Source organism: Brevibacterium salitolerans (genome assembly GCF_039531405.1).
Taxonomy (GTDB): domain Bacteria; phylum Actinomycetota; class Actinomycetes; order Actinomycetales; family Brevibacteriaceae; genus Brevibacterium; species Brevibacterium salitolerans.
On the sequence record NZ_BAAAPZ010000004.1, the window covers coordinates 276,089 to 290,044 of the forward strand.

A 13,956-nucleotide genomic window follows, 5' to 3' on the forward strand; every position below is an offset into this window, starting at 1 on the left:
GGGCGTCACTCGAAGATCTTGTGTCCCGGGTTCTCTGCGATCCGCAGTGGGCGCGGGCTCAGGAGCTCGCCGAGTCTCACGGGTTCGGCAAGAAGGGGCTCGGAGTGAAGAACCAGAAGCTGAAGCCGGCGGCGCACCTCCATGGCCTCCTGCTCGACGCCGATGACGCGGGGGTCGACCTGGTCACAGGTACGGCTGGCGACCTCGGTCCCGCCACGGCAGGAGCTGTCACCATGCCGATCACGCCGATCGCAAACAACTCGTCGTATCTCGAGATGGCCTTCAAAACGGTGACGGGGAGAGGGAAACCGTCACGAGAAGCGGTCGAAAACGTGTGTGCCGCGCTCGGCTCGATCACCGAGGGCTTCAGTGATGAGAAGTGCGATGGAGGGATGGATCGCCCGGAAACCACTGATCCCGGAGTCAACGGCCTCGGGAACCCCGTTGTCGGCCAGGTTCGAACGGTGTTCGCACCTCTGGTGATGTACGGGATGAGCCAGCTTGGCAGTGGGCCCGCAGACGGCCTCGGAGTGACTCGCTCAGGGGAGCTGGTGCTGCCGCTGCCCACGACTCCGGTCACATTGAGTGAACTTCGTGCTGCGGTACATATCGGTCATGCAAGGCCGCGATGGGCCTGGGACGTCGATGGCCTCGAATGGATATATGCTGCGAAACTGGTGAAGCCCACTGCCTACGAGAAGCTGTGGCAGGGCCGACCCCGCCAACGCGGCGCAAGTCGTACCTAGAACGGCCTCTTCGCTGATATCGTCGCAGGTCAGCAAGGGTCCTCCCCGCGTACGCGGGGGTGAGCCGTGTGGAGCGAAAGGCGGCAGACCGGATCCGGAGTCCTCCCCGCGTATGCGAGGGTGGACCCGAGGGACGTCGTCTTGCTGTTCTGATGGTTGACCAAGGCCGGCCGCTGCGGCCCACGGCGGAACGGCTCCAGTGCTCACCTACGACAGTGAAGCGGTGGGCCGACAGATATCGGATGGCGCCGCCGCTCACAGACCGCAGCTCCAAGCCGCAGTCCTCACCGAATCGGCTGCCGAAGAAGACGGAACGGAGAATTGTTGCGGCGCGGTTCAGGACGCTCTACACGTCCTGAACGCAGACGCAACTTAGGGAATGAGCGGGCCCGTATCCCACCTCGGGCTCAGTCCGGGGCTGGCGCGGAGCCGCTCCGGAACCAGCTCGAGTTCACTCCGACCGACCTCGGGTTCAGCACGATCCCTCGACAGGCTCCCTGCGCTCTCTCCGAACCCGCTCCCAGCCCTCAGCCCACGCTCGCACGCGGCGCGCCGATGCCCGGGTCGATGCGCGGCACCTCGCCCGCGCCCGGCCGGATGTCGATCTCGAAGATGTCGAGCGGCAGGTAGACGGTCGCGCAGGCGTTGGGGATGTCCACCACGCCGGAGAAGCGGCCCTCGACGGGCGCCGCACCCAGCAGCAGGTACGCCTGCTCCTTCGACCAGCCGAAGGTCGAGAGGTAGTCGATGGCGTGGAGGCACGCGCGCTGATAGGCGAGGTGGGAATCGAGGTAGCGCTGCTCCCCGTCGAGAGTGACCGAGGTGCCGGAGAAGGACAGCCACTGGCTGTGCTGGGGAGCGGTGTTGCCCGGCATGAAGATGGCGTTCTCCGTCACGTTGTACTTCTCCATGCCGCCCTTGATGACGTCGACGTGGAAGTCGATGAAGCCGCCCATCTCGATGCCGCCGCAGAAGGTGATCTCACCGTCGCCCTGGGAGAAGTGGAGGTCGCCCACGGAGAAGTTCGCCCCCTCCACGAACACGGGGTAGAAGACCCGCGTGCCCTTCGTGAGGTTCTTGATGTCCTGGTTGCCGCCGTTCTCCCGCGGGGGCGCGGTGCGGGCGGCCTCCCCCGCCACACGGGAGGCCTCGGCCTCGGGCACGCCTCCCAGGATGGCGCCCTCGGGCTCCGGCGGCAGAGCGAGCGCGGGCACGCGGTGCGGGTCCGTCGCGATGAGCGCAGCCTCACGGCTGTTCCACTTCTTCAGCAGCTCCGGGGAGGGCGCGGTGCCCATGAGGCCGGGATGGATCATGCCGGTGAATTCGACTCCGGGCACGTGGCGGGAGGTCGCGCGGTCCCCGCTGAAATCCCACACGGCCTTGTAGGCGTCCGGGAACTGGTCCGTGAGGAAGCTGCCGCCGTTGCGCTTGGCGAAGATGCCGGTGTAGCCCCAGCCCTGGCCGGCCAGGGGCCCGGAGTCCTCCTGCGGGATGGGACCCACGTCGAGGATGTCCACGACGAGGAGGTCACCGGGCTGCGTGCCCTCGATGCGGAAGGGCCCCGAGAGGGTGTGGACCGTGTGCAGGGGCGCGGTGGCGATGTCCTCGGCCGAGTCGTCGTTCCTGATGTAGCCGTCGAACCATTCGCGGCAGTCCACGCGGAAGGTGTCGCCGGGCTTCACCGTGACGGCCGGCGGGATCTCGGGGTGCCAGCGGTTGTGGCCGAGGATCTTCTGCTCGGTGAAGGGGGCGGAGGAATCGAGGGGAAACACGTTCTGGGGCATCTTCTCTCCTCACATGAGAGGCGGCCCCTCTGCGCGGGACCGCCGGGGTCCGCGTCAGGGACGCGGAAGCTTCGCGTGGCGCGGATCCCGCGTGACCTTCGCGGCCGCGCGGTTCCCAGCGCCGGGAACCCTGCTGACGACGCCGGGAGTCTGAGCCGTGGACTCCGTGCGGGCGATGAGCTTCGCCTCGGCGGATCCGAGCCTGCCCAGCCGCGGAGCGCTGAGGATGCGGCGGGACTCCATCCCGCATTCCGGGCACGGGAGACTGCTGTCCGATCGGCTCATGGGCAGCGTGTGGTCGTGACGGTGTGCGTTCTCGCAGCGGAACTCATAGATCGGCAATGCAGTCCTCCCGTCGTCGTACGCACCTGCGCCGCCTGTGCTCTGCGGCACACCGGCCTCGCCCTCAGCATAGACCGCCGTGCATGCGTCGCGGCCTCGGAAGTTCCGCGGAACCGGGCCGGCCCTCATGAGGCCCGGCCTACCGCGGGTACCGAAGACCCGCCCGACATCGAACCGGCGGCCGCGGTGCTCACATCGGCGACCGCGGTGCTCGCACCCAGCCGGCTGCCGGGCGCGCCTGGGAGGATCGGGGCAACGCACCCGCGCTGGCCTCGGCACGCGCGTGCCTCACCGGCCGGCGCACGAACAGGAGAGTGCACGAACAGGAGAGCTCATGCGGGAGCGGATCGAGCGGGCGGCAACCGTGAGTGCGATGCCGCCCACGGCGACCGCGTGCAGCTCACGGCGACCGCGTGCAGCTCACCGGGAAGGACAGAGATGCGGGGAGATGTCCAGTACGAGCCGGTGTCCGTGAGCGCGGCCTCGGCCGTCGGGTCTGCGGTGGCGGCCACCACTCAGCTGGGGGTGCACTTCGCCGCCGAGGCCGGGGAGGGGAACGTGGTCGTCTCCCCCGCTTCCATCGCGGTGGCGCTGGCGCTGCTCGCCGAGGGTGCGGACGGACAGACGCAGGCTGCATTCGATGAGGTGCTGGGCGCAGCAGGGCCGGAGAGGACGGCCGCGTTCAGCGCACTGCAGGACGCCGTGCTCGCCTACGACGGAGACCCGTGCCTCGTCCAGGCCGAGGAGCTCCCGGAGCGCCCGCTGCTCCACCTGGCCAATGGCATCACAGCGGACGAGGCGAGGCCGCTGGAGCAGGAGTACCTCCACGCCCTCGCCCGCGCCTATGGCGCCGGCGTGCGCACGGCTGATTTCGCAGGCGGGAAGGGCAAACCCGTCCTGGACGCCTGGGTGGACGCGCACACAGGCGGGCTGATCGAAGAATCGGCGATCGACCCGGACGCCGATACCGCATTCGTGCTGCAGAACGCGGTGCTCATGGCCGCGCGATGGCGGAGCCCGTTCGCCGAGGCCGGCACGTGCGAGCGCCCCTTCACCACGGCCTCGGACGCAGTGCGCGCACCTGCGACCATGCACCAGACGCTCACGGCCGGATATGTGGAGGACGGCGGGATGCAGGCTGTCCGCCTGCCCTACACGGAGGCCTTCGCGATGGACGTGGTGCTTCCGGCAGAAGACGCATCGCCTGGAGACCTGAGCGCGGAGGAGTGGACGCGGATCAGCGAAGCGCTCGGTTCCGGCAACGCCGACACCGAGGTGGCCCTGGCACTGCCCAAGCTGAGCTTCCGTTCCTCCACCGCATTGGACGAGGCATTCAGGACGATAGGCCTGGGACCGATGTACTCCCCCCGGCAGCCTGGACGGCATCACGCCCGGGGTCTTCGTCTCGCAGTCCGAGCACCGGGCTGTGCTGCGGGTGGACGAGGAGGGCACCGTCGCCGCGGCCGTCACGGAGATCATGGCCGCCCTGTCCGCAGTTCTGCTGCCGCCGGTCGAGATGACGGTGAACCGGCCGTTCGCCCTGCGGATCGTGGACGTGGAGACCGGCTGGCCGCTGTTCCACGCGGTCGTCAACGACCCGGAGGGGTGAGGGCCTGCGGCGAACACCTCAGAGAAGCAGGTGACGACCGTTAGGGTTGTGCGGTGTGAATCATCCGTCAGACTCCGTGCCTGTGCCTCCTCAGCGGCGAGGACCGCACGGCCCCCCTCTCCAGGGGCAGGGGCAGCCTCCCCTGCCGGGCCAGGCGCAGTACCCATATGCCCAGCCTCCGCAGGCGCAGTGCCCGCCTCCCGGAATGCCCGGCCCCAAGCCGGACACCGGGGTCAAGTACTGGCTGCTGTACCTCATCCTGTGGGCGCCCGTCCCCCTGCTCAACTGGGTGGCTCTGGTCATCGTCGAGTTCTCGCTCCGCGAATCGGCCAGACGCACCGGAGGGCCCGCCGAGGCCAACAGCAGGAACGCACTCAACTGGGTTCTCACCTGGGGTCTCGTCAATGTCCTCGCCGCCGCACTGCACTTCGGCCTGCTGTTCGCGCTGACCGGTGACGGGGGTTCGATCGGTTCGGAGGATCCGCTGTTCTGGGTGCCCGTCACCACCGCGAGCCTGCTGGGTCTGGCCGTCATCGGCGGCGGTATCACCACGCTGGTCTTCATGATCGTGGGTGCAGTGAAGGCTGCGAACGGACGCGTCTTCCACCCGCGCATCGCGATCCCGTTCATATAGGCGGAGCAGAGTTCACCTCGGCGACGTCGAGGTGCTCCCCGGATCGGAAGAGGGACGGGACGTTCGACGTCACAGGAACTGCCGCAACTGCTCCGCCGTCTCGGTACCGCGAGACGGGCGGAAATCCACTGTGCATATCTCACCGCGCCTCATCGCAGATTTCTGCGCCGGCAGTCGTCTACCAAGCCTCCTTGTGCTCGACGATCGTCACGTTCTGTGGAGGTCGCAGCCTACTCTGCCTCCCGATCGAGACCACGAAGCACATTCCGCACCTGAGTTCGTCGACCAGGACCCGGGCCGTCGACAGGTGAGTTCGGCTGGGTGGAGAGCACTTTCAGCGCGATCTCGCGCGCCTTCTTCCCGACGACGGCCTCATGCTCGGTCAGGGCCGACTTGGAGGCGATTCCAATGGTCCTCACTGCGCGCGGGGACCGGATCGAGAAATACGACAGTTCCGCGAACATGGTGAGCGGAACACTCAGTGCAGGAATGACCGCGATGCCCACACCCGCGGCGGCCAAGCCGGCCGCCGACATCAGGTCATGTATGGGGACGACCTCGCGGGGCACTGCCCTCGCGGCCTCGAACGTCTCCCAGGTCAGTTTCCCCACGCTGCTGTCGGAGGGGAGTCGGAGGAACGTCTCTGCGGCCAGATCGCTCCACTCGAGAGCAGCCCCCTGATTGAAGCGGTGGCTCTTCGACGTCACGCAGACGAGTTCGTCACTGAACAGGGGCTGGAAGTGCTTGACCGCGGCGCCCTCGGAAGCAACGCCAATGCCGATGTCGACCTTTTCGGACGCCACCAGCTCGTTCACGTTTTCGGCCCGGCCGGTGAAGATCTGCAGATCAGTGCCTTCATCCAGGGAGCGCATGTGTGCCGCAACTCCCGGCAGCAGGATCGCCGCGATGGAGGGCAAAGCCGCGATGCGCAGGCTCCTGCGTGCACCAGAGGAGACATCGTGCATCTGGAGCGCCGCGCGGTCGAACGCATCGAGCGATGTGCGGGCGATGGCGACGATGCGGGCGCCGCGTTCAGTGGGTCGGAGCGTCCTCGAAGCCCGGTCGAAGATGACGACACCGAGGTGCCGCTCCGCCTCTCCGATCGCGCGACTCACCGCAGGCTGTGTGAGGTGCAGGTGGCTTGCCGCTGCGGTGAAGCTGCTCAGATCCGCGACCGCGACCAGGGCACGCATCTGCTGAATAGTGATTGCCATGATTTGAATTTATCATCTCATGAGATTTTATGACTGGACGTTATTGTGCGCCACTTATAGCGTCCTTCAGTAGGCCAATGAAGCCCTGGAGGAAGAATGCTCACCATCATCGGGTTCCTGCTCGTGATAGGGATCGTCGTACTGCTCATCTCGCGCAAGGTCTCGCCTCTCGTAGCGTTCAGTGCCCTCACTCGCGGCCGGTCTTCTCGCGGGCTTCACTCCGGGCGAGCTGGGTGAATTCATGACCGAGGGCATCACCACGGTGTTTCCGACCGCGAGCCTGTTCATCTTCGCCATCCTCTACTTCGGGGTGATGAGAGACCGGGGACTGTTCGACCCGATCGTGCGGAGCCTGGTCGGCCTGATACGAGAGAAGCCGGTGGGGCTGACCCTGGTGACAGTGGCCATCGCCCTGATCACGCACCTGGACGGTGTCGGCGCCACGACCTTCCTGCTGACGATCCCGGCCCTGCTTCCGGTCTACGACCGAATGAAGATGCGGCGCGTCGTTCTCCTGCTGCTGACGGGCATCACCGCCGGAATCGTCAACATGGTGCCGTGGGGCGGTCCGACATTGCGGGCTGCCGCGGCCATCGATGCGGACGTCAGCGAACTGTATCTCCCCCTGGTGCCGGTTCAGATCTTCGGAATCCTGCTCATCGCCATCTGCGCAGTGGTGCTCGGAAAATTGGAGCAGCGCCGGATCGACGCGGGCCGCAACGACGAGCTCGTCCGGACGTCCGCCGGACTGCCGGGCCGCGCCGAGGCCGACACGGCTACAGGGCCCCGGCCGGGCGAACCGACTCCCCGGAATGCGAACTCGGCAGAGGACCTTCAGTTTACGAGCACACAGGCAGACGGAGGCACTCTGGCGCTGCGCCCACGCGACTGGCGGTACTGGATGAACGCTGCTCTGACGATCGCCCTGCTGGTCGGGCTGTTCACCTCGCTCATGCCCTTGCATCTGCTCTTCGTGATCGGATTCGGCATCGCACTGCTGATCAACTTCACGTCAACTGAAGCCCAGGAGGGCGCTCTCCATCGGCACGCCAAGGAGGCACTGAGCATGGGCGGCATCCTCATAGTCGTCGGCGTGTTCCTCGGCGTGCTCACCGGCACCGGAATGCTGGATTCTATGGGGGATGCGCTGGTCGCACTGACGCCCACCGGGGCGGCCGGCTGGATCCACATCATCTTCGCCATCGTCGCGGTCCCACTGGGAATGGTGTTCGGCCCGGACGCGATGTTCTTCGGATTGGTGCCGCTCATCTCTGAAGTGGCAGGCAGCGCCGGTGTTCCGGCCATGGATGTGGCCAGGGCCGTCCTCATCGGCGACAATCCAGGGTTCTCGATCAGTCCGGTCGTGCCCTCGGTCTACCTGGCGGTCGGCCTCGCCGGCGTGAAACTGGGCGACCACATCAGATTCACCTTCTTCTGGGCCGTGGGCATCTCGCTGGCCCTCCTGGCCTTCGGCATCGCAATCGGCGCGGTCGGCTTCTGAGCACGAGAAAGCCGAGCACCTACGAGAGAGCCGAGTACTAGAGAGAGGAACGCAGCATGGAGACAGGGGCGACGCAGGCGGGAAGCACTCCCCCGCACGAAGCGACCGGTGCGCTCGCCGGAGTCCGTATCGTCGAGTTCGCACAGGTCATCGCGGGACCGATCGCCGGCACCCTCATGGCCGATATGGGAGCGGAGGTCGTGCACGTCGAAGCTCCGCACACCGGCGACACAGCACGGACGATGGGACCTGCCAAGAACGGACACCACTTGTGGTGGAAAGTGCTCGGCCGCAACAAGAGGTCGGTGACGCTGAATCTGCGCGAGGAGTCCTCCCGCCCGGTGGTGGAGAAGCTGATCGCCTGGGCGGATGTCGTGATCGTGACATTCCGGTCCGAGACACTGAGGAAGTTCGGCCTCGACTGGGAGTCCGTCTCGGCGCTGAATCCTTCCGCGATCATGCTCCAGATATCCGGCTACGGAGCCAACACGTCGAAGAGCAACGCTCCCGGCTTCGGGAAGATGGGCGAGGCGCGGAGCGGTGTCGTCCACCTGACCGGATTCGACGGAGGGCCGCCCGTGCACACGGGCTTCTCGCACGGAGATACGACCACGGGGCTGATGGGTGCGTTCGCGGTCTCCGCAGCACTGGTCCGCCGTGGAACGGACCCTCAACGCCGCGGCGAATGGATCGATCTCGCGCTGCACGAGACGTTGTACCGCCTCGTCGAGTGGCAGGTCATCCTGTATGACCAGCTCGGCATCGTGCCGCAGCGTTCCGGCAATGCGCTGGCCGTGGCACCTGCGGCGGTCATCAACACCTACCTGAGCCTCGATGAGGTGTGGATCACCGTCACCTCCGCGACCACTCGCTCGGTCGTCAACGTGGTCCGGCTCCTCGGACTGCCCGTGGAGGAGTACGACACCGTGGAGAAGCAGATGCAGGGGCGGGCGGAGATCGACGGTGCCCTGGCGGAATGGATAGCGCGCACCGATGCGGAGACCGCCCTGACTGCGCTCGAGAACGCGGGGGTGGTCGCCTCGCGCGTGTTGAATGTCGAAGACATCTTCTCTGACGAGGTGTATCGCGAACGCGGGAACATCGTGACGGTCGCTGATCAGGATCTGGGACCGGTCCGCATGCCGTCCGTCGTCCCGACGATGTCCAACAGTCCAGGACAGGTCTGGCGCACCGGTCCTCGGCTCGGTGAGGACAACGATCTCGTGTACGGCTCATGGCTGGGGATCTCGGACGATGAGAGAGCGCGGTATGAGGACGACGGAGTCATCTGACCGGTCCGCCGGCGGAACGCGAAGGAGCAACGACATGCGAACGCAGCCCCTACGATCCATGCTGTTCGTCCCGGGCGGCCGGCTTTCCCTGATCGACAAAGCGCGGCGAAGCGGCGCAGATGCGGTCATCATCGATCTGGAGGATGCCGTCCCAGCCAGTTCGAAGGCCTCCGCCCGGGAGGAAGTGGCGGAATTCCTCAGAAGCGTGGGCGATGACGACTACCCGTTCTTCGTGCGAGTGAACGATCTGTCCTCCGCCGAGGCGGGCAGGGACATCGCCGCCATCGTCGGTCCGGGCTTGACGGGCGTCGTGGTCCCCAAGGTGTCCACCGGCGAGGACATCCGCTTCGTCGAGCGCCTCCTCCGCTGGACGGAGGCGGACGCGGGGGCGACGAAGCGAACCCTCATCACACCGGTCCTCGAGACCGCTCAGGCGATCAGGAATGCGTACGAGCTGTGCGCGGCCAGCGAACGGGTCGCCTATGTGGGAGGCCTCGGGGTCAAAGGCGGTGACGTCGAACGCGAGCTGGGGTACCGATGGACGCCCGCCGGGGCCGAGACCTTCACCCTCAGGAGCAATGTGCTGGTCGATGTCCGGGCCGCAGGAGTGCGATCGCCCGTCTGCGGACTGTGGACGGACATCGATGACCTGGAGGGACTGGAGCGCTTCGCGGAGGAGAACCGTCAGCTCGGATATGAGGGCATGATCGCCATCCATCCCTCGCACATCGCGACGATCAACCGCGTCTTCACGCCCACGGCGGAAGAACTGGATCATGACCGCCGGCTCATCGCTGCGATGGATCAGGCTGCGGGAGGGGGCACCGGCGCGGTCGTCTTCGAGGGGCGGATGATCGACGAGGCGATGGCGGAGACGTCCCGGCTCAGACTGCGCAGATTCGCATCAGACGTATGAGCAGGGGACACCTGCCGGATGGCTGGTCACAGTCCGAAGGGCTTCACCTCGATCCCCAGACGGCCAGAAGCGAGCGCCCGCTGACCCTTGTCCTAGCGGGTGCCGGGGTCGCACCGCAGGTCCTGGCACCCGCTCTGCGCGGAACAGGGTTCGAACGGACCCGAGCCGTCTTTGTGGACTACCTGGCCGGAGAGGGCCCCTTCGACGTGGTCGGAATGGCGGACGCGCTCGCCGCACAGCTCGCCCCGCGCCGGGCGGGGTCGTTCCTCGTGGGTCACTCGCTGGGCGGAGCGGTGGCACTTCTCGTCGCCGCTCACCTGGAAAGCTCACTCTCAGGCCTCGTCGTCAGTGACACAGGCCTGAATGCCGCGGGCCACAAGGATCCGGGACTGCCGGAGCGGTTGCGCAACGACTGGACGGCCGAACACCGCGTCTCGTTCAAGCAGTCGTGGACGGCACGGCCTCCGGATCCGGGAATCGACTCCGCGCTGACGACCTATCTGGAAGCCGTCGACCCTCATCCGCTGGCGACCAGCGTCGAGTCCCTCAGGCACGTGTCCTTGGACGAGGAGGCACCCAAGATCACTGCGCCCACCGCGGTGCTTCACGGCGTGCACGACAGGCGGCGTTCGCTCGACGATGCACGCGGCATCACGCAAGCCGTGCCGGCTTCCTCCCTGTTCCTCTTCGACTGCGGCCACACCCCATTGATCGAACGTCCGGAGGAGGTGCGGGCGGTGCTGAACGGTCTCGGATGGCTGCCCTCACCGTTCGCTCCTTCACCTCGGCCCGAATCCCGAGGAACTGATGCCGCACGAGAACCGTGAAGCCGGAGTCGCGGATTCCGCCGGAGCGCCGTCCGGGCGAATAGCATCGGGGAATGGACATCGGACAGCTGCGCAGAAGCGCTCAGGCCGCGCTCGAGGGCGGCGACAGGGACACCGCGCTCTCGCTGATCGAACAGGGCGCCGAGGCCGGGGACACGGGGCTGATGGTCACCCGGGGGCGGCTGGCGGCGCAGGACAAGCAGCTGGAGACAGCGCTGCAGTGGTTTCGCAGGGCCGGGGAGGCGGGTGATCCCAACGGCTGGAAGTGGGGCAGCTATCTGCTCGAACGCAGGTCCCCGTTCACACCGAGGCGAGAGGAGCTGGCCCTCGCATGGTGCGTGCCGCTGGTGGCGGCAGGCGATCCCGATGCCATGCGCAAGCGAGGTCTGATCGAGCTCGCGATCCTGCGTCCACGAGCGGGCGAGGCACTCCTGCGCAGGGCGGCCAGGGCTGGGGACGACAAGGCGATGGCAGATCTGGCCAACCGCGCGCACGAGGACGGCAGGCCGTGGGAGGCACACCGCTGGGCGACGGCCGCGGCAGAGCACGGACATGAGCAGTGCCGCGAATGGCTGGCGGGTGTGTCCGCAGCGGTGCCCGATGCGCTCACGCACTGGACAGAGAAGTTCTGCCGCGCCGAGGCCGGACCGGAAGCCGCAACCGCCTCGGCGCTCATCGCGCTCAGCGCCGAGGCGCGTGAGCGCATGGACGCCGGCCCCGATTCATGGTCGGACCGGCTGGACTGCGCGCTCTTCGCACTCGCGGATCTCCCGGCACAGTCCTGGAGCGACGCGACGGCAGCGGAGTTCCGCCTCGGGCTCAGGACGCGCATGCACCAGATGCTCGGGTCCGGCGGCGACCCGGAGAACGTCGGCGACCCCGCGGACATCGAGATCCTGAGACGTCAGCTCGTCGAGCTCGCCGAGGCGCACGAGGCTCACCGCCGGTGGGACGAGTGTCTGCTGTCCGGGGAGGCGGTGATGGAGCTCTCCGCTGCCGAAGGCCGCGGCGCTCCGGTCAAGGTGCTGCTGCAGGTGTCGAAGGCACGCTTCGTCCTGGGCAGGTTCGCAGAGGCTCTCAGAGCGGCCGATGAAGCCGAAGCCGGTGCCATCGGCACCACCGGAAAGACCGGCGGAGTGCTCGGCCCGCTCCTCCTCGACGAGGCCTATGCCGTGAAGGCACAGGCTCTGTGGGGGTACGGTCGAATGACCGAGGCGAGGGAACTGATTGAGAGGGCTGTGGCTCTCCGTCGCCAGGTCGTCAGGAAGATGGAGCCGTCCGACCACGGGCTCCTGGCACCGATGCTCGAGCTGCAGGCACGCATCCTCGACGATCTCGGTGAAGCTTCGGCGGCGCGGCTCAGCGCAGAGGAGGCGATCGCTGCAGCCGAACGCGGCAATGCGATCCGACCGGTGAGCGAAGTCATCAGCACCGAGGCGGCCCGAGAGATCCTCGTCCGGATGGGTGAAGCGCCGTCGTGAGACCGAAGCGGCGCTGCACACGGACGAGCGGAGCGCATCAGCCCGTACGCAACCTCTACCTCGGCATGTCCACGAAGCGGGACTTGGCGCCCTGGAAGGCGACGGGGATGTCGCCCGTGGGGCCGGCGCGGTGCTTGGCGACGATGATGTCGGCCTCACCAGCGCGCGGGTGCTCCTTGTCGTACATGTCCTCACGGTGGATGAGGAGCACGAGGTCAGCGTCCTGCTCGATGGAGCCGGACTCACGCAGGTCCGAGATCATGGGGCGCTTGTCCGTGCGCTGCTCGGAGGAGCGGTTCAGCTGCGAGAGCGCGATGACCGGCACCTCGAGCTCCTTGGCCAGGAGCTTGAGCGAGCGGGAGAACTCGGAGACCTCCTGCTGGCGCGATTCCACGCGCTTGCCCGAGGACATGAGCTGCAGGTAGTCGATGACCACCATCGAGAGGTTGTGCTGCTGCTTGAGGCGGCGGCACTTGGCGCGGATCTCCGTGAGGGCCATATTGGGCGAGTCGTCGAGGAACAGCGGTGCCTCGTGAATGCGGCCCATCGTGGAGGCCACGGTGGTCCAGTCCGGGGACGAGAGTTCGCCTCGGCGGAGGCTCTGCAGGGGGATGCCGGTCTCCGCGCTGAGCAGGCGCATCGCGAGCTCATCGGCACTCATCTCCAGCGAGAAGAAGACGGTCGCCTTGTTGTGCTGGATCGCCGCCGAACGCACGAAGTCCAGCGCGAGCGTCGATTTGCCCATACCGGGGCGGGCCGCAATGACGATCATCTGGCCGGGGTGGAGGCCGTTGGTGAGGTAGTCGAACTCCTCGAATCCGGTGGGCACGCCGGCGGGGCCCTCAGCCTGATCACTGAGCTTCTCGATGTTGTCCACCACACGGTCCACGACCACGGAGAGCTGCTGGTAATCCTCGGTAGTGCGCCGCTCGGTGACCTGGAAGATCTCCGCCTGCGCGGTGTTGACGATCTCCTCCGCATCGCCTTCCGCGTCGAAGCCCATCTGCACAATGCGGGTGCCCGCCTCCACCAGCTTCCGCAGCAGTGCCGTCTCCGCGACGATCCGCGCATAGAAGCCCGCATTGGCGGCGGTGGGAACGGAGGCGATGAGGGTATGCAGGTAGGCGGCGCCGCCCACACGGGCGAGGTCGCCGGACTTCTGGAGGGCCGCAGAGACCGTCACGGCATCAGCAGGCTCACCCTTGGAGTAGAGGTCGAGGACCGCCGAGTAGACGGTTTCGTGGGCCGGCTTGTAGAAGTCCTCCGGCTTGAGGGTCTCCACCACGTCCGCGATCGCGTCCTTGGACAGCAGCATGCCGCCCAGCACGCTCTGCTCGGCCTCCACGTCCTGCGGAGGCGTCCGCAGACCCGCATCGGACTTCTGCCACTGACCTGACTCGCTCAACCGGTGGTCCCTCCCTTGTGCACACGGGTGTCGTCTTGTCGAGAGGTCTCTCTCGGGGCCAGTCACAGCCTCACACACTCGCTCCCGACGCGGCTCTCAGGGTATCGCGAGAGGCGGACACGAGAGGCACGGGTGCGGGAGAGGGACCGCGGGACCACAGGAGGGCCAGGAGCCGGGCACCGCCACCGAGGCCGGGACCACTGAT

The 13,956-nt window shown here is 67.1% G+C and carries 12 protein-coding genes and 1 pseudogene; 9 read left to right on the plus strand and 4 right to left on the minus strand.

What is annotated here, in order from left to right; all coding sequences use genetic code 11:
* The coding region (locus ABD240_RS06845) for a hypothetical protein (protein WP_344336500.1) at positions 1 to 746 on the plus strand (746 nt) is incomplete at its 5' end.
* A gap of 92 nt (positions 747 to 838) precedes the next feature.
* Positions 839 to 1,084, plus strand: a pseudogene (locus ABD240_RS06850) (helix-turn-helix domain-containing protein); the annotation flags it as partial.
* A 189-nt stretch (positions 1,085 to 1,273) separates the two neighbouring features.
* On the opposite strand, the gene fmdA reads toward ABD240_RS06850, so the two are convergent.
* Both fmdA and ABD240_RS06860 read right to left on the minus strand, forming a co-directional pair.
* The gene (fmdA, locus tag ABD240_RS06855) at positions 1,274 to 2,530 is read right to left on the minus strand and encodes a formamidase (RefSeq protein ID WP_344336501.1); all 1,257 of its coding nucleotides are present in this window, start codon (positions 2,528 to 2,530) and stop codon (positions 1,274 to 1,276) included.
* A gap of 54 nt (positions 2,531 to 2,584) precedes the next feature.
* Positions 2,585 to 2,923, minus strand: coding sequence for an FmdB family zinc ribbon protein (locus tag ABD240_RS06860; RefSeq protein WP_291792833.1), 339 nt, complete (start codon positions 2,921 to 2,923; stop codon positions 2,585 to 2,587).
* 387 nt (positions 2,924 to 3,310) lie between these two features.
* Here ABD240_RS06860 and ABD240_RS06865 point away from each other — a divergent pair, with 387 nt between their 5' ends.
* A complete protein-coding gene (locus ABD240_RS06865; protein ID WP_344336503.1) occupies positions 3,311 to 4,525 on the plus strand; it encodes a serpin family protein in 1,215 nt (404 codons plus the stop codon).
* 161 nt (positions 4,526 to 4,686) lie between these two features.
* Complete coding sequence (locus ABD240_RS06870) at positions 4,687 to 5,115, plus strand: magnetosome magnetite crystal formation protein family (RefSeq protein WP_344336504.1); 429 nt, start codon at positions 4,687 to 4,689, stop codon at positions 5,113 to 5,115.
* A gap of 230 nt (positions 5,116 to 5,345) precedes the next feature.
* Here the strand turns inward: ABD240_RS06870 and ABD240_RS06875 are convergent, their stop codons facing one another.
* The gene (locus tag ABD240_RS06875; RefSeq protein WP_291792842.1) at positions 5,346 to 6,329 is read right to left on the minus strand and encodes a LysR family transcriptional regulator; all 984 of its coding nucleotides are present in this window, start codon (positions 6,327 to 6,329) and stop codon (positions 5,346 to 5,348) included.
* A 181-nt stretch (positions 6,330 to 6,510) separates the two neighbouring features.
* On the opposite strand from ABD240_RS06875, the gene ABD240_RS06880 reads away from it, so the two are divergent.
* Genes ABD240_RS06880 through ABD240_RS06900 form a run of 5 tightly spaced genes read left to right on the plus strand, consistent with a single transcriptional unit; the run spans position 6,511 to position 12,346 of the window.
* Positions 6,511 to 7,830 (plus strand): CitMHS family transporter, encoded by a 1,320-nt coding sequence (locus tag ABD240_RS06880; protein WP_344336505.1) that lies wholly within the window; start codon positions 6,511 to 6,513, stop codon positions 7,828 to 7,830.
* Positions 7,831 to 7,886: 56 nt separating this feature from the next.
* On the plus strand, positions 7,887 to 9,122 hold the full coding sequence (locus ABD240_RS06885; RefSeq protein WP_291792848.1) for a CaiB/BaiF CoA transferase family protein: 1,236 nt from the start codon (positions 7,887 to 7,889) through the stop codon (positions 9,120 to 9,122).
* Positions 9,123 to 9,156: 34 nt separating this feature from the next.
* Entirely contained in the window at positions 9,157 to 10,038 is an 882-nt protein-coding gene (locus tag ABD240_RS06890; RefSeq protein ID WP_291792850.1) for an HpcH/HpaI aldolase/citrate lyase family protein, read from the plus strand.
* Positions 10,035 to 10,865, plus strand: coding sequence for an alpha/beta fold hydrolase (locus tag ABD240_RS06895; RefSeq protein ID WP_344336506.1), 831 nt, complete (start codon positions 10,035 to 10,037; stop codon positions 10,863 to 10,865). The genes ABD240_RS06890 and ABD240_RS06895 overlap by 4 nt, the downstream gene beginning before the upstream one ends.
* A 53-nt stretch (positions 10,866 to 10,918) precedes the next feature.
* Entirely contained in the window at positions 10,919 to 12,346 is a 1,428-nt protein-coding gene (locus ABD240_RS06900) for a hypothetical protein (protein WP_291792855.1), read from the plus strand.
* 55 nt (positions 12,347 to 12,401) lie between these two features.
* Here ABD240_RS06900 and dnaB read toward each other — a convergent pair whose 3' ends face one another.
* Entirely contained in the window at positions 12,402 to 13,751 is a 1,350-nt protein-coding gene (dnaB, locus tag ABD240_RS06905) for a replicative DNA helicase (RefSeq protein WP_291792858.1), read from the minus strand.
* Between the last annotated feature and the right edge of the window lie 205 nt (positions 13,752 to 13,956).